At 36.0% G+C, this 15,670-nt stretch carries 17 protein-coding genes and 1 riboswitch; of the genes, 12 read left to right on the top strand and 5 right to left on the bottom strand.

Annotated features, from left to right (window positions below; translation table 11 throughout):
- Positions 1–5 precede the first annotated feature (5 nt).
- From BTR25_RS24950 to BTR25_RS24940, 3 genes are all read right to left on the bottom strand, one after another.
- Complete coding sequence (locus BTR25_RS24950) at positions 6–1,262, bottom strand: DUF445 domain-containing protein (protein WP_075690683.1); 1,257 nt, start codon at positions 1,260–1,262, stop codon at positions 6–8.
- A gap of 145 nt (positions 1,263–1,407) precedes the next feature.
- A complete protein-coding gene (locus BTR25_RS24945) occupies positions 1,408–2,370 on the bottom strand; it encodes an AtpZ/AtpI family protein (RefSeq protein WP_075690682.1) in 963 nt (320 codons plus the stop codon).
- Between the two features lie 339 nt (positions 2,371–2,709).
- On the bottom strand, positions 2,710–3,015 hold the full coding sequence (locus BTR25_RS24940; RefSeq protein ID WP_075690681.1) for a HesB/YadR/YfhF family protein: 306 nt from the start codon (positions 3,013–3,015) through the stop codon (positions 2,710–2,712).
- Between the two features lie 288 nt (positions 3,016–3,303).
- On the opposite strand from BTR25_RS24940, the gene BTR25_RS24935 reads away from it, so the two are divergent.
- Positions 3,304–3,645 (top strand): hypothetical protein, encoded by a 342-nt coding sequence (locus BTR25_RS24935; protein WP_075690680.1) that lies wholly within the window; start codon positions 3,304–3,306, stop codon positions 3,643–3,645.
- Positions 3,646–3,703: 58 nt separating this feature from the next.
- On the opposite strand, the gene BTR25_RS24930 is transcribed toward BTR25_RS24935, so the two are convergent.
- Positions 3,704–5,056, bottom strand: coding sequence for a hemolysin family protein (locus tag BTR25_RS24930; RefSeq protein WP_075690679.1), 1,353 nt, complete (start codon positions 5,054–5,056; stop codon positions 3,704–3,706).
- A gap of 60 nt (positions 5,057–5,116) precedes the next feature.
- The gene (locus tag BTR25_RS24925) at positions 5,117–5,518 is read right to left on the bottom strand and encodes a MerR family transcriptional regulator (protein WP_075690678.1); all 402 of its coding nucleotides are present in this window, start codon (positions 5,516–5,518) and stop codon (positions 5,117–5,119) included.
- 244 nt (positions 5,519–5,762) lie between these two features.
- Positions 5,763–5,869, top strand: a riboswitch (TPP riboswitch).
- 115 nt (positions 5,870–5,984) lie between these two features.
- Here BTR25_RS24925 and thiT point away from each other — a divergent pair.
- From thiT to BTR25_RS24870, 11 genes are all read left to right on the top strand, one after another.
- The gene (gene thiT, locus BTR25_RS24920; RefSeq protein ID WP_075690677.1) at positions 5,985–6,560 is read left to right on the top strand and encodes an energy-coupled thiamine transporter ThiT; all 576 of its coding nucleotides are present in this window, start codon (positions 5,985–5,987) and stop codon (positions 6,558–6,560) included.
- A gap of 154 nt (positions 6,561–6,714) precedes the next feature.
- The gene (locus BTR25_RS24915; protein WP_075690676.1) at positions 6,715–6,939 is read left to right on the top strand and encodes a FeoA family protein; all 225 of its coding nucleotides are present in this window, start codon (positions 6,715–6,717) and stop codon (positions 6,937–6,939) included.
- Positions 6,939–8,945 (top strand): ferrous iron transport protein B, encoded by a 2,007-nt coding sequence (gene feoB / locus BTR25_RS24910; RefSeq protein WP_075690675.1) that lies wholly within the window; start codon positions 6,939–6,941, stop codon positions 8,943–8,945. Before BTR25_RS24915 ends, feoB begins: the two co-directional genes overlap by 1 nt.
- Positions 8,946–8,963: 18 nt before the next feature.
- The gene (locus BTR25_RS24905; RefSeq protein ID WP_075690674.1) at positions 8,964–9,113 is read left to right on the top strand and encodes a FeoB-associated Cys-rich membrane protein; all 150 of its coding nucleotides are present in this window, start codon (positions 8,964–8,966) and stop codon (positions 9,111–9,113) included.
- A gap of 101 nt (positions 9,114–9,214) precedes the next feature.
- A complete protein-coding gene (locus BTR25_RS24900) occupies positions 9,215–9,664 on the top strand; it encodes a helix-turn-helix transcriptional regulator (protein ID WP_075690696.1) in 450 nt (149 codons plus the stop codon).
- 149 nt (positions 9,665–9,813) lie between these two features.
- Complete coding sequence (sigY, locus tag BTR25_RS24895; protein WP_075690673.1) at positions 9,814–10,371, top strand: RNA polymerase sigma factor SigY; 558 nt, start codon at positions 9,814–9,816, stop codon at positions 10,369–10,371.
- Positions 10,325–10,672 carry a YxlC family protein gene (locus BTR25_RS24890; RefSeq protein WP_075690672.1) on the top strand — a complete coding sequence of 116 codons (348 nt, stop codon included), beginning with the start codon at positions 10,325–10,327 and terminating at the stop codon, positions 10,670–10,672. Before sigY ends, BTR25_RS24890 begins: the two co-directional genes overlap by 47 nt.
- Positions 10,669–10,881: a sigma-Y antisigma factor component gene (locus tag BTR25_RS24885; protein ID WP_075690671.1), complete on the top strand. Its 213-nt coding sequence runs from the start codon at positions 10,669–10,671 to the stop codon at positions 10,879–10,881. Before BTR25_RS24890 ends, BTR25_RS24885 begins: the two co-directional genes overlap by 4 nt.
- Before the next feature lie 414 nt (positions 10,882–11,295).
- Positions 11,296–13,053, top strand: a complete 1,758-nt coding sequence (locus tag BTR25_RS24880) for an ABC transporter ATP-binding protein (protein ID WP_075690670.1) — start codon at positions 11,296–11,298, stop codon at positions 13,051–13,053.
- A complete protein-coding gene (locus BTR25_RS24875; protein ID WP_075690669.1) occupies positions 13,050–15,065 on the top strand; it encodes an ABC transporter ATP-binding protein in 2,016 nt (671 codons plus the stop codon). The genes BTR25_RS24880 and BTR25_RS24875 overlap by 4 nt, the downstream gene beginning before the upstream one ends.
- 424 nt (positions 15,066–15,489) lie before the next feature.
- The coding region (locus BTR25_RS24870) for a transposase (protein WP_483295224.1) at positions 15,490–15,670 on the top strand (181 nt) is incomplete at its 3' end.

Below are 15,670 nucleotides of genomic sequence, written 5' to 3'. Positions count from 1 at the left end.
ATTAATTAAAAAATAAGCTTTAAGACTACTAAGAAGAGCCCAATGAGAAATCCACACACAGCACCGTTAACACGAATCCATTGCAGGTCTTTTCCAACATTTGTCTCAAGCATATGAATCAGTGTTTTATCATCTAGCTTAGCCAAGTTTTCCTCTACGAGTTTACCAAGCTTGGAATGATTATTCTCCACAAAATCGGCAATCTGTTTTTTTATCCAACGATCGATTTGTTCAACCTTTTCATCATCACTTTTTAAATGAACAAGTCCATTTGTCATTTGTGGAACAATATAGCCTTCATAAAAAGCTGGATCATCTATATAGATTAATGCTTTTTGTTTTAACTTTTCTATCAGTTCTTCAATTTTATCGTTTGCATCCCAGTCAGAAACGAACTGGTTTTTTAAACTATTAAGTTCCTCTAGGAGAATTTCATTTGTCTTAATGCTTTCAAGCTTGGTATTTATGTGAAAAAGAAGGGTCTGCCTGTTTTGATTAAAGGGGTCTTGAAAACTATTTACACCCTTTTGTATTAGGCTTTGAATAATGCTACCTAACTTTTCTTCGTTTACAACATTTGTAAAGGATTTTAGTGCAAATTGCATAAAACCATCTGCTTTAATATTATCTAGAGAATCGATCGCCATCCGGCCAAGCCTGTCTTTCGTACTCTCCTTACGTGACCACTCTTCAATTTCCTTCAATATAAAGTCTAGTGCCTTTTCATCGTATTTTCTCATTGGTATCTGATCAACGGCAATCGGCAGATACTTGCCAATATCCATTCCAATCATTTGTGCCTTAAGTTCTTTCTCAATCAAAGGAGCAACCTTGCTGCTATCAAAAGAACGAATTAAATGTTGGAGGAGATTAACGATCGTATTTCTAATTGATGGGTTATTTATTTCTTTTCCGGCTATTTCAAAAATTCTCTCCGTAAAAGGGATAGAGGCAATTTTGTTTCTCATACTCTCCTTTGTTAACCAATCATTCTCAAGCATAGAGATAATAGCCCCGGAAATTCTGTCGCGATTCTTCGGCAGTAAAGCAGTATGCGGGATTGGGATACCTAATGGATGACGAAATAGAGCCGTCACCGCAAACCAGTCAGCCAATCCTCCAACTAAACCTGCTTCAAATCCCCCCTGTAAAAACTTTCCCCAAAGTGTATCCTGAAATGGGAAGGTTGCGATAAATCCTACACCCATGATTGCTAAAGAAATCGTCGCTAAATGCTGCGATTTTTGCTTTCGTTTTGACATCTTTGTAATCCCTCATCTTTATTAAACTTTATTTATTGCTATTATCTCAATATAGCTGAATGAAAAGCAAAAAAAAACTTCTCATTTAAAAAAATAATAAGAAGTCTTAATGGTAACTAATAATATATCTTTTTTATTATCTGCTCTATTGAGAGGTGTTTTCCATTTTTCTTTTCTCGGGCTTGATATGACTGACCAGACCATCTAGATCTGTAATATAAAACTGTGTTTCCGGTGTCGATTTAAGATAATAATTTTGGATTAACTGATAATAGTTCACGCGTCTTTCAGGGTCAAATCTGAGCATAGGAAACTCTTTTCGTTCCTTAACATACAAATCGACTGCTTTTTGTACTAAGTCCATTTCAACCGCAATTTTTTTATCCTTGTCTTCAAAAAGATCATATGTTTCCTTTGACATATAATACTTTTTCGAGGGTATACCGCCCAAAATGGAAGAAAGTTGGTTAAAATCGATACTATTGTCATCTTGAACGATAATGGTCCGATAAACTCCTTTTGGAAGACTATCTGAAAACTGCCTGACAGCTTTCCTAACTTGATCTAAAGTTACATCAATAATTGGGTATTCTTTCACTTCAATTTGACTCTCCTGTTGTGTTTTTTGCTGCCGCTCATTTGGCTTTTTAAAATATTTCTGAACCATTGAATAGCCTGTAAGACCTCCAAGACCTATCCCGACTAATGTTAGTATTAATGTAAACCAAGGGTATAAATTATATACATTATCAATATATGCCCCAAGTTTATAACAACCAAAAACTGTAAGAGCAATAGTTAAACCAAATACCATGTGAAACGAAAGGGCTTTCATTAAGAAGGAGGAAAATTCATTCCAATGATCGCCATTAAAGTTCTTACTATTCTCAAGGAATTTCTTCACATCTTTTTTCATTTCATCTGATACGTTGTTTTCTTTAAAAAATATCTCTAAGTACTCTTCTTGAGATTTATTTTCATTTTTTAAAATACAAGCGTTTTTCTCAGTAGTCCCCTTTGTATAATGGACACAAATAAAGGTTTCCTCGAATCCAAGTTCGAGATTTTCTGTCACTCTTCCATGGTATTTTGTAAACTTGTGATTCATCTTATTACGCCCCCTTTATATGTTCTTTATGCACAAATGAGCGGGAACGGAACTCATCTTCCTTTGCATCCTGAAGAATTTGCTTTGCCTGTAATTAGACGGATTGTGTGGGGAAAATCAAGGTGTTTTATCATACGTGCTGTTGTATGCGCTTTCATTATAGACTTAAAAATTTATTATTGCAACATAGTTCACATTTTATTGGCAATTCTCTGAATACTAAAGTTAAACTAAGTTGAATCTGAAAATAACTTAAGAAAGGTTGTACCAATAAATTAGTTTAAAATAGTATCAATATTAAAAGGCAGCCGTCGGGGCTACCTTCGAAAAAAATTCTATTTAATTTACTGGAACATGTTCTTTAAAGGTTATTTGAATTTCATCTAATAGTGCATTAGCGGTTAAATAGGTTTCCGTTTCTTTAAAAAACCATTCATCATTGCCTTCAACGTAAAAGGTAATACCGTTCATCTCTTTCACATATCCTGCATTTGTTGGAGTTTCTGCTGAGAAAGCTAAAGTAAATCCTTTGTTCTTTTCCCCAAAGCCAGCATACTGTGGAAACATCCGAAGTGCAAATGGCTTGTTAAACCCATATTCCTTGTTGAACCAGTGGGTCGCTCTTTCATCAATTGATATTAACATATTTACACCGACCTTTTCTTAATCGTAATGATCCTAACATGACAACACCCACAAAAGCTAAGGAAAGAAATGAGTATTCAGTTCCTATATTATTAGGATAAAACTTTTTGTTGCTATTGAATGTGACAATATTCACTTACATAAGTTTGAAACATATCAGTTAATAAAATGTTCATAAATACTTTGATTTTTATAAGCACTTTGTGACAACTGTTCTTTGTTTTGTAACATACATATGTTTTAAAAGGTGATAAAATTAGGTTAATTTCAATAAGGGAGCAATTAATTATGGAGCAAAAACTACAGGAGTTAACGGAGACAGTAAATGACATAAAATCTATTATTCACACATTTGGAAAGACATTAGAGGCTATTGAAAAAAGATTATCTAGACTTGAACAAATGGACAGTATTGAACACCGCGTTGAGGTTAACCAGATTGACTTATCCGACATAAAAGATTCATTACAGCGGATTGAAGAAGTACAGAGTAATGTTATAAAGGAAATGGGTAAAAAACAAGCTTCTCAACAAGATTTTCAATATATCAATCGCCGGCTGGATTCACACTTAGTTAAATTAGCAAAGGCTGAAGAAGAAATTATTATTCTAAAGAACAAAGAGCTATAGGAAGTACATAAAAAGACCAGATATTTAGGTATCTGATCTTTTTTATTGATATTTGTTTTTAGGAAAGCACTTCCGAATTAGGCAATAACATTTTTGAAGTTTTTTGCTGCTCTTCAGAAATAATCTTATTTACTTCAATATATCTAATATGGTGTTCTTCCATGTCAAGGATCTTAAAACTATATCCGTCATGAAGGATCACATCGCCCATTTTTGCTTCATAGTTTTCAGTTAAAATCCAACCGCCGATTGTATCAATATCGTCATCGTCAATATCAACGCCTAACAAATCGTTTACTTCGCTCACTAAAACCTTTGAATCAATGATAAAATGATCTTCCGTTACCTTACGGACCATTGGAATTTCATCCATATCTGTTTCGTCGCGAATTTCTCCAACAATTTCTTCTAAGATATCCTCAACCGTCACAAGTCCCGAAGTACCGCCATACTCATCCATAAGGATCGCCATATGCATCCTGTCTTTTTGCATTTTAACAAGCAGGTCGTGGATCGGAATTGTTTCTATTACTCTAATAATCGGGCGGGTGTATTCTTCTAGAGTTTGTGAAGTTAATTTTTCATTACCGATTAAATCGGTAACCATTTCCTTAATATTGACAAGTCCAATAATATGGTCTTTATCACCATCTATTATAGGGTATCGTGTGAACTTTTCTTCGCGGATTACATGAAGCAAGGTTTCTAAGGTATCTTCCTTAGATAAGGAAACAATCTCTGTTCTAGGGACCATTATTTCCTTTGCAATCCGGTTATCAAACTCAAATATTTTATTTACATACTTAAACTCAGATTGGTTAATTTCACCACTTTTATAGCTTTCAGATAGGATAATTCGAAGCTCTTCCTCTGTATGGGCCATATCGCTTTCAGAAACAGGCTTAAGTCCAAAGAGTCTAACCACAATCCGTGCTGAGCCATTTAATAACCATATAAAAGGATACATGATTTTATAAAAGAGGATTAGTGGACGTGACATGATTAGAGTAATTAATTCTGCCTTCTGAATAGCCAGTGATTTAGGGGCCAGTTCTCCTACGACAACGTGTAGAAAGGTAATCGTCGCAAACGCAATCCCAATTGATAATATGCGTGAAGCACTTTCGGGGATATCCCATCCACTGAAGAATGGAGCAAGCAAGTGCTCTATTGTAGATTCCCCAATCCAACCTAAAGCAAGGGCAGTAATAGTAATTCCTAACTGACAGGCTGAAAGATATTCATCCAAGTTTGAAATTACTTTTTTAGCTGAAATAGCACTCGAATTTCCTTCCTCGATTAACTGGTCAATTCTTGAACTTCGTATTTTTACAATAGCAAACTCTGAAGTTACAAAAAAAGCAGTTAAAGCAATTAAAATGGCTATTAAAACCAAGTTAAATATGTCCAAATAAGTTCCCTTAGCTCGTTAAGTACGAGTTAAGGAGTCACCTCCTAGTGATTTCAAAAATTAACTCGTTACATTCAGAAGAGAAGTTTTTAATACTGACCTCAGTGTTGTTAGATTTTTTGTAAACTTAACCTTTTGCTGTTCATCCAAGTTATCAATAATAGGGATTAAGTCAAATAGGTCACTTTGAAGCTGTTTCATTTGCTGTGTGACAGTACTTACATGTTTCTCCACTTCTGATTCTCGAATTTGTTTATCCTTTTTCATAGCTATTTTTCTTTTAATCTCTTCTAATGGATAGTGTAATGTTTTACACTCTTCGATAAATTTTAAATCGCTTATGGACTCTTCCGAATAAATGCGGTAGTTTGATTTAGAGCGTTCTGCACTCAGCAACCCGATCGATGTATAGTAATCAATCGTACGTTTAGAGACCATTGCGATTTCCGCTAATTCGCCAATACGATACTCAGCCCCATTTTACCACCTCAATAATATAAATTAAGAATAATTATATAAAAATTAAACTGTACAGTCAAACGTTCTGGTTAGTATATTAGTAGATACAAATATTTTATGAAAAAAGGCTCGTTTGTATGAATACAATAAACTGAAATTTCCAAATATAACTCAATATCTTAGGTCCCTTGAATTAAATCTTGTCAAAGCAGTAAAACAATAGTATATTCATTATGAATCAATTGAATATTTCCACAAGGGGAGCTGCAGATTGTGGCTGAGAGTGAACGTTTGAGTTCTAACCCTATGAACCTGTTAGTTAACACTAGCGTAGGGATGTGGTTGCTGATATGAAAGCAATGCAGACAATCCTATTCGTCCTGCATTGCTTTTTTTTTAGACCATATTATATAGTAGGAAGACAGAATCGAACGTTCTCCACCATAAAAACAAAAAGGGGGAACGGTTAGTGAAAGGGAAACAAAGTAACACATTATTTTTAGTTGAAGTAGCCATTTTTTCAGCATTAGCATTTTTATTTGATTTTATCTCTGGACTTGTATCATTGAAAATATGGCCTCAAGGAGGTTCGGTTTCAATTGCAATGATCCCGGTTTTCCTTATGGCTTATCGCTGGGGAATAAAAGGTGGTATGTTAACGGGGTTTTTACTAGGATTACTTCAGTTTATTTTGGGATTTTCGCAAATTTATACGATTGTTCAAGGGTTTATTGATTATGGACTAGCCTTTACAGTTGTGGGACTTGCAGGTGTTTTTGCTGCTAAAGTAAAATCTGCGATAGCTGCTGGAGAAAAGAGTAAATGGATGACTTACACTGTGCTTGGAGTATTTCTGGGCAGTCTGTTAAGATATGCTTGTCATGTCATCGCCGGTATCTTGTTTTTTGGAGAGTATGCTCCGGAAGGTCAGCCAGTAGCAATTTACTCGCTGCTCTACAATGGCACCTATATGCTCCCAAGCTTTGTGATTAGTGCCATTCTTGTTATTCTAGTTATTAGTGCAGTACCCAAAAAAATGATTTAAATAGCTTAGGAAGGGGAAAATCCCCTTCTTTTTTTGTTTCTTCTTATATACATATATTTCGGATTTTCGTCACAGTATTTCACCCATCATAATGCTAAAATGGCAATATAAGAAAGATAATCATTCTCAATTATATAAATGAAGGGTGAAAGATATGTTCGGAAAAATTAGAACAGGTCAAAGAGGTAAAATAGTAAACATATCTAATGTGGGCAGCCTTGTCCAAAGACGTTTGCTTGATTTAGGTATTACGGAAGGTTCCGAGGTCTGTGTTAAATGCGTGATGCCGTTTGGCGGTCCAGTAATGATTGAATCTTGCGGACAGTGTGTCGGGCTTCGCCGGAAAGAAGCACGTCTAATAGAAGTGGAGCTCGCTTAATGGAAATCGCTCTTATTGGAAATCCAAACACCGGAAAGACATCTTTATTTAATAATTTAACAGGATCTTATGAATATGTTGGAAATTGGAGCGGTGTAACGGTAGAAAAAAAAGTTGGAGTCTTTAAGAATAATATTGGCAGATTAATTGATTTGCCAGGTGTTTATTCACTAAATCCGTTATCTAAGGATGAAGGGGTTGTTACCTCATATTTCTTGGAGGAGAAAGTAGACAGATTACTAAATATTATTGATGCGTCCCAATTGGAGCGGAATTTGCATCTAACGCTGCAATTGCTTGAATATGGTAAACACTCTCTCATTGGTTTGAACATGGTTGATGTGGCTAAAATGCGTGGAATTCAGATCGATGTAGAAAAACTTGCAAAGTCCCTGGGAGTTCCAGTTATACCTGTTGTAGCTAGGAGCGGCAAGGGATGTGATGTGTTAGTAGAAGTTATTTCCGACCAGTCTAACCAACAAAACCTGAAACGACTTGTTTATTATGGCAAGGAAGTGGAAGAGGCTATTACCAAGTTAACAGACATGCTGGCTGGAAAAACAGATCATTTACCCAGATGGCTCGCTCTCCAGTGGTTTGAAGGAAATCAATATGTTAAACAACACCTCCAAGAAATAATTGAAGCTGAAAAACTTGAGTCCTTAACTAAAGAGTTAGAAGAAAAGCTGAAACTGGCAAATAATCATTTCAAATCGCTAGCTAATTATATTTACTCAAAGAGAAAAGAAGTAATTGAGCTAATTATTGAAAATGCTGTCCATAAAGAGACTAAAGCTGTACCGTTATCAGAAAGAATTGATACGATTGTAACCAACCGCTATTTAGGTATGCCGATTTTCCTGCTGTTCATGTATTTAATGTTTATGCTTACTTTTGACTGGCTTGGTTCACCTCTAACGGATGCCTTAGACAGCTTTATCACAGGCCCTATTACAGTAGTATTTGAGTCTATTTTAAATACAGTAAATGCGTCGGACTTCATTCACGCATTGGTCATTGAAGGTTTAGTAACAGGTGTTGGAGGAGTACTTGTTTTTGTCCCGCAAATCTTTATCTTATTCTTTTTTATTTCATTACTTGAGGATTCAGGATACATGGCTCGTGTTGCGCTTGTAATGGACCGGATTATGGAAGCAGTAGGTCTAAATGGGAAAGCTTTTATCCCGATGATGATTGGGTTTGGCTGCAACGTTCCAGGTATTATGGCAGCAAGAACCATTGAAACTCCACGAGAAAGACTATTAACCATCCTGTTAACTCCTTTAATGTCTTGCTCAGCTCGTTTACCAGTATATGCATTATTTGTAGGAGCCTTTTTTGTTGGTCATAAAGCTTTTATTGTTCTCAGTTTGTATGTATTAGGAATGATTGTTGCATTAATTTTAGCAAAAATTTTCACTGCAACCCTTTTGAAATCTGAGACATCGTTATTTGTTATTGAACTGCCTCCATATCGTCTCCCACAAATTCAATCATTGTGGAGAAGTACTTGGGATAAGGGAAAAGGATTTGTTAGAAAAGCAGGTACGTTTATCTTTGCAGGGTCGGTTTTCATATGGCTGCTATCATATTCGGGTCCAGGAGGACTAGAGGTAGCAATGGACGACAGCTTCTTAGCAGCAATCGGCGGCTTTATTGCTCCTATGTTTGAGCCCATCGGATTTGGTACATGGCAGGCTTCTGCATCCCTCATTACTGGCTTCTTAGCTAAAGAAGCAGTTATTTCGACAATGAATATTATTTACTTTGTTCCAGACGAAGCAAGCCTTCAAGGCATCCTAGCAGGATACTACTCACCGCTTGCTGCGTATAGCTTTATGGTATTTATCTTATTGTATATTCCTTGTCTGGCAACTGCAGCCACAATCTATAAAGAAACAGGCTCAAGAAAGTGGACAGCATTTTCATTATTGTATGCACTAGCAATTGCATATGTATTATGTTTAGTTATTTACCAGGGCGGAAAGTTATTTGGACTAGTGTAATAGAGGAGGATGGAACCTATGATAGCAAGTATTCTCATTGGTGCAGCTATTTTTGGTTATGCGACTTGGGCATTAGTAAAATTTATTAATCGTTCAAAAAAAGGAAAATGTGCTGCCTGTGACTTAGAAAAAACCTGCTCTACCCAATGTGGTGTTCAAAATAAATAATCGTGAAAAACTGCTGAATAATAAACAGCAGTTTTATCTTTTAAAAAAAGGATAAGTTGTGTAAAATTACACTAGATGGTTACAAAGGTAGGGGTTTAATGGTGAACAGAACAGAGATAATAAAAATAGTTTCCGATAAATTACGTTTGATTCGTACAGAGGCTGGTTATACACAGGATAAAATGGCGGAAATTATTGGTGTATCAAAGAAAACCCTTGTCCAAATTGAGAAAGGGAGAGTTCAGGCAGGATGGTCAACGGTGGTTACCGTTTGTGCTCTATTTAGAGAAACGGAAACGGTTCAATTTTTGTTTGGAAACGAACCGCTTGAAGTGTTAGAAACCGTAGCTAGAGAGGGAATTGATTACCGGAAAATGAAAACCCTTGGTGGTCGAATATGGTGGAAAGAAGTATCGAAGAAAAATGGATATGTTTTACAGCAGAATATCATAAGCAAGCATTTTCGAATACTAGACGATAAGCGTTATCGTATTTTTAGCAGTTTTGATGAAAAACTAACGAAAGCTCGATTTAAAGAACTATCGAAGTAATTAGGCGTGTTCAGTAGGAACCGTCTTTTTTTAGTATAAGATACAATTTCTTAAAAAATATTGTTATAAGTGAACGAATTAACTTTTGACACGTTTTATATACAGAGAGAAAACAAAAGAGGTTATTGGGGGAAAGAGAGGCAAGACGGATGGAAGCATTGATTAAGAATGCTAAAGAGGGCGATCATCTTGCATTTGCCATGTTGTTTAAGGAGAATTATCCGTTCCTTGTAAAATACTTAATGAAAATTACAATGAATCCAGATACGGCCGAAGAATTGGCCCAAGAAACAATGGCAAAATGCGTCCAAAAAATCAACCTCTATAATGGTAAAAGTAAGTTTTCAACTTGGCTTATATCAATTGCTACTAATACATACATTGACCAATGTAGAAAGCAAAAGCGAGAAAAAAACTGGATAGGTCAAGAAGAAACATATAGGAAGTTAAAGTGGCATTTTGAAAGCAGGAATGAAGAATGGAATGATGCCATTGAGGCATTAGGGAGATTACCTGAAGATGTTCGCGTTCCGATTGTATTAAAGCATTATTATGGATACTCATACGATGAAATTGGTGAATGGATGAAAATTTCACCAGGAACAGTTAAATCTAGAGTCCATAATGGGATAGTGGCAGTAAGAAGGGAGCTGAAACTAGGTGAAGAAACAGAAAGTCATCAGACTCGGTCAAGAACAACAAAATAAACTAGACTTGGATGCTATTCACGAACTACAAGAGGGGTTAAACAAAGTTGATTCCTTTCCACTCTATACTCCTGACCTGCAATGGTTTGAACATATGGTACTTGCTGAAAAGCAGAAGATAAGAAAAAAGTTGCTAAAGGACTTATCCATCTTTATTATGATTGCTATATGTATCTTAACGGGAATTGTTGTATCACTTTATCAAATGCCTATTATTTTTATTTTCTTACAAGTATTCACCACTCTGTTTATTGTTTTGTATACAGGAACAAGGCTTGGCAAGAAGGTGAATAGCGAATGAATGGGGAATTTTCATTATCCGTAATCCTGCTAGTTGCTGGTATATTGATGCTTCAGAGCCTGTTTTTATTTTTAGATGCGAGAAAAAGGAACCATAACTATTGGCTTTGGGGCATAGTCGGATTGATTCAAGCACCAATGCCAACACTATTCTACTTGGTTTTTGTCCGTAAAATATTTAACAGAAAGAAAGATTCTATAGGAGAATAGCGGTTGACTGCCGTATTAAAATAATTCTGAAAAGTGGGAATTGACATTCAGTTGAACTGGTGATAATCTAACAAAGGTAGAAAATAAAGGAAAGGAAGGGATACCAAATGATTGTACTAAACAAACAAGCTTTTCAAAAAATCTTTCATATGGTAACCTGTCCTCATTCATAAAATGTTATTTGATTTATGTTTAAAAATGGACTAAGTGGCACAGGTTACATGTTTTATTCGTAACGTGTGTTTTTTTGTCTCCTTTTTTACTGAGACATACTGCACTATTGCGGTATGTCTTTTTTTGTTTTATTTATTTTTTGGAATGAACGGTTATGGAAATAAGGAGTGATATTAGGATGCAACTAAAAAAAGAAGAGATGGAAAGTGGTTAGTTAACCATTAATAAGGAGGTTCGCAGATGTTTTCAGTATTAAAGAAATTAAGTTGGTTTTTTAGAGAAAATTGGAAGCGATACATGGTTGCAATCACACTTTTGATCTTTGTAGGTATTTTAGACGTAATACCCCCTAAGATTATAGGAATGGCCATTGATGATATTCATGCCGGCAGTATGAGTAGCAATAAAATATTTGATTATCTTTTATATCTTCTAGTCATCATGGTTCTATCTTATGGCATAACATACATTTGGATGTATCAGCTGTTTGGGGGAGCGTTTCTTGTTGAAAGAAAGCTAAGGTCCAGGTTTGTGGGACACTTGTTAAAAATGTCCCCGACCTTTTATGAGAGAAATCGGACGGGAGATTTAATGGCACGTGCGACAAATGATTTAAAGGCCATTTCCGTAACAGCAGGCTTTGGAATCTTAACACTTGTTGACTCGAGTGTATGGATGCTTACATTAATTATTACGATGGGATTTCTAATCAGCTGGAAGCTAACGATTGCGGCGATACTTCCATTACCTATTATGGCCTATATCATGCAGATTTACGGCAAAAGAATTCATACTCGCTTCATGGAAGCTCAGGATGCTTTCGGTGAGTTAAATGATCGTGTCCTAGAATCAGTTGCGGGTGTTAGAGTAATACGTGCATATGTCCAGGAGGAAGCAGACAAGAAGCGATTTCATCAATTGACAGAAAGTGTATATAAGAAAAATATTGATGTAGCAAAAATTGACTCATTATTTGATCCGACGATAAAGATTCTAGTTGGGATCAGTTACTTAATTGGTCTAGGTTATGGAGCCTTTTTAGTATTCAAGCAATCCATCACACTGGGTGATCTCGTCTCATTTAATGTCTATCTCGGTATGCTTATTTGGCCGATGTTCGCGATCGGTGAATTAATCAATATTATGCAAAGGGGAAATGCTTCGTTAGACAGAGTGAATGAAACACTTGCATATACAGCAGAGGTAAGAGATCCAAAGCAGCCTATTGAGGTGGAGAATCCCGATAAAGTGGAGTATAGCCAGCTGAATTTTCGTTATCCATCATCTAAAGTGGATAATTTAAAGAATATTAATGTAAAGCTTTTACACGGGCAGACCCTAGGGATTGTCGGTAAAACTGGCAGTGGTAAAACAACGTTTATCAAACAGCTACTAAGACAATATCCGCTTGGAACTGGAGAGTTAGCTATTTCAGGTGTCTCACTTGAAGAGCAGAAGCTTGATCAAATACGGAGCTGGATTGGGTACGTTCCCCAGGACCATGTTCTTTTTTCGAGGAGTGTTAGAGAAAATATTTTATTTGGCAATAAAGAGGCGACTTCAAAGGACTTAGAGGTGGCTATTGATTTATCTGCCTTTCGCAAGGATTTAGAAATGCTTCCAGACGGGTTAGAGACATTGGTAGGGGAAAAAGGTGTTGCTTTATCTGGGGGCCAGAAACAGAGAATTTCAATAGCACGTGCCTTAATAAAGAATCCAGAGATTCTCATCCTTGATGATTCTCTGTCTGCGGTCGATGCCAAGACGGAAAAAATCATCATTGACAATATCCGTAAAGTTCGCAAGGAAAAAACTACAATCATTTCCACACACAGATTATCGGCTGTTGAGCATGCCGATCATATCATCGTTATAGATGAAGGAAATATTGTCGAAGAAGGAACGCATGAACAGCTTCTGGCACAGGACGGTTGGTATAAAGAACAATTTCTCCGTCAGCAGGTAGAGAAAAACACGGATAAGGAGGTGACAGCATGACCACGAGCAGACGATTAATACAATACGCTTTCAACTACAAAAAAATCATTATTACTGCATTGATCATGCTGACAATCTCTGTTGGGACTGATTTAGCGGGGCCTTTTATTGCTAAGAATATTATTGATCATCATATTTTAGGAATTGAGTCAATTTGGCATGAAACTCAAGATGACAAAAATGCAGTGGAATACAATGGTGCTTTTTATAAAAAAGAAAGGAATTTTTCTTTGGATGAGAAAAAAGGCCAGTCTATTCGGATTTTACAAGTTGGTGCAAAGTTTGTATCCGTTAACGGGGATATAGAGTTTGATGGAAACAGAAGGTATGAAAACGGTAAGCTAATAATAGAAAGAGGAAATTTGAAGTCAGAATACGAAGCAAAATTGGTAAATGGGGGAGAACTGCAAAAATTTTATCAACTTGAAATTCCTGGGATTATCCAGCTTCTGATTATTTATTTTGTACTTCTAGTCATATCTGCGATATTTCAATACGGTCAAAGATTCTTATTGCAGAAATCAGCCAACCGAATAATTCAAAAGATGCGAGAGGATGTTTTTGGTCATATACAAAAGCTTCCTATCAATTATTTTGACAACCTGCCAGCAGGTAAGGTAGTAGCAAGAATTACAAATGATACTGAGGCTATAAGAGAATTGTATGTTACTGTTCTCGCTACATTCTTTACTAGTGTAATTTATATTACAGGGATCTATGTTGCATTGTTTATCCTAGATGCAAAACTTGCTGCAATATGTTTACTTTTACTGCCAATCCTCTATATTTGGATGGTCATTTATCGTAAATACGCTTCCAAGTATAATCATGTCATTCGTTCACGAAATAGCGATATCAATGCTACCATTAATGAGTCAATCGGAGGTATGAGTATTATTCAAGCCTTTGGAAGGGAAAAGGAGACAAAGGAAGATTTTGAGAAACTTAACACAGACCATTTTAAGTATCAAAATAAATTACTTAACTTAAATGCGTTGACATCTCATAATTTAGTAGGGGTTCTAAGGAACATTGTTTTCGTCGCCTTTATTTGGTATTTCGGGGCACAGTCATTAAATTTATCTTCAATGATTTCGCTTGGCGTATTATATGCATTTGTTGATTACATTAATAGGCTTTTCCACCCGGTTCAAGGAATTGTCAATCAGCTTGCAAATTTAGAGCAGGCACGTGTTGCTGGGGAAAGAGTATTTAATCTATTAGATGAAATGGGAGAGAATGTAAGTAACGAACGTATAGCACGATTTAAGGGAAATGTTAAATTTGATAACGTTTCTTTTGGATATAATGAAGGAGAATATGTCCTGAAAAATATTGATTTTGAGGCCAGCCCAGGGGAAACAATCGCACTTGTAGGACACACCGGGTCTGGAAAAAGCTCCATTATGAACTTGTTATTCCGCTTTTATGATACTCAAAAAGGAAAAATTAAGATTGATGGAATTGACATTGAAAGTATTTCCCGACAAACGATTCGGGATCATATGGGGATTGTTTTACAGGATCCATATTTATTTACGGGAACCATCGCTTCAAATGTGAGCCTAAATGATTCTTCTATTACAAGGGAAATAGTAGAAAAAGCCTTAAAGGATGTTGGGGCAGACAAGGTATTTCATAACTTAGAAGATGGCTATGATGAGCCTGTCATTGAAAAGGGCAGCACCTTATCGAGCGGACAGCGGCAGATTATTTCATTTGCTAGAGCTCTTGCTTTTAATCCAGCCATATTAATATTAGACGAGGCGACTTCGAGCATTGATACAGAAACAGAGGCCCTCATACAAGAAGCAATGGATGTCCTGAAAAATGGCAGAACAACCTTCATCATTGCACATAGATTGTCGACTATTCGTAATGCGGATCAAATCCTTGTTTTAGATAGAGGAGAAATAGTTGAACGCGGCACACATGACGACTTGATGTTGTTAAAAGGGAAATATTATCAAATGTATCAGTTGCAAAAAGGGAATACGAATTTGGCAGGTTAAAAACATTCAAAAAATGTTCAAAAATTTTCGAGCTGCCTGTTATTTTTATCACATGCGAAACCCTAATACTATGGTAACTTAAAAATGTTTAAGTGTTTTTATAAAAAGGGGTGGATGCAGGTGACTGATTATTCAGTTGTATTGGTGATTGGCAGTTTGTTAATTCTTTCGTATTATATTGGCTATATGGTTGTTAAACAGTAAACTACAGCGCTTTTAGCTGTAGTTTTTTATGTTTTTAATAAAGTTGATTTGCACTCCAGGCACTTCGCTTTCCGCGGGCGACCGCCGAGCCTCCTCGCCACTGCGTGGAGGGCACTGAAAAAGTCCTTTGTTTTGAGGCAGTTGAAGGTTGATTTTATCAACCCTTCAACTGCTTTTTATTTTATAATTAAGGTAACAAGACTTTAAAGGTGGTACCGAAATGATTTCCTTTCAAGATTCATTCAATCTTAGCCCATATATAGGAATTTATGATCTCATTGTTCCAAAAGATAATATGCTTCGCCAAATTAAAGAACTAGTCGACTTTTCATTCATAATTGAAGAATTAAAAGATAAATATTGTCTGGATAACGGTCGCAATGCCGTGCCACCAATTCGAA

It is taken from the genome of Bacillus sp. MRMR6 (assembly GCF_001940785.1).
Classification (GTDB): Bacteria; Bacillota; Bacilli; order Bacillales; family Cytobacillaceae; genus Neobacillus.
Note: the sequence above shows the minus strand (reverse complement) of the source record. Positions and strands in the feature narration are given on the sequence as shown.

Coding starts and splice junctions, on each gene's coding strand:
- BTR25_RS24875 (WP_075690669.1), top strand. CDS start 13,050: ATGACCACGAGCAGACGATTAATACAATACGCTTTCAACTACAAAAAA.
- BTR25_RS24950 (WP_075690683.1), bottom strand. CDS start 1,262: ATGTCAAAACGAAAGCAAAAATCGCAGCATTTAGCGACGATTTCTTTA.
- BTR25_RS24940 (WP_075690681.1), bottom strand. CDS start 3,015: ATGTTAATATCAATTGATGAAAGAGCGACCCACTGGTTCAACAAGGAA.
- BTR25_RS24885 (WP_075690671.1), top strand. CDS start 10,669: ATGAATGGGGAATTTTCATTATCCGTAATCCTGCTAGTTGCTGGTATA.
- BTR25_RS24935 (WP_075690680.1), top strand. CDS start 3,304: ATGGAGCAAAAACTACAGGAGTTAACGGAGACAGTAAATGACATAAAA.
- BTR25_RS24945 (WP_075690682.1), bottom strand. CDS start 2,370: ATGAATCACAAGTTTACAAAATACCATGGAAGAGTGACAGAAAATCTC.
- BTR25_RS24880 (WP_075690670.1), top strand. CDS start 11,296: ATGTTTTCAGTATTAAAGAAATTAAGTTGGTTTTTTAGAGAAAATTGG.
- BTR25_RS24915 (WP_075690676.1), top strand. CDS start 6,715: ATGTTCGGAAAAATTAGAACAGGTCAAAGAGGTAAAATAGTAAACATA.
- BTR25_RS24905 (WP_075690674.1), top strand. CDS start 8,964: ATGATAGCAAGTATTCTCATTGGTGCAGCTATTTTTGGTTATGCGACT.
- feoB (WP_075690675.1), top strand. CDS start 6,939: ATGGAAATCGCTCTTATTGGAAATCCAAACACCGGAAAGACATCTTTA.
- sigY (WP_075690673.1), top strand. CDS start 9,814: ATGGAAGCATTGATTAAGAATGCTAAAGAGGGCGATCATCTTGCATTT.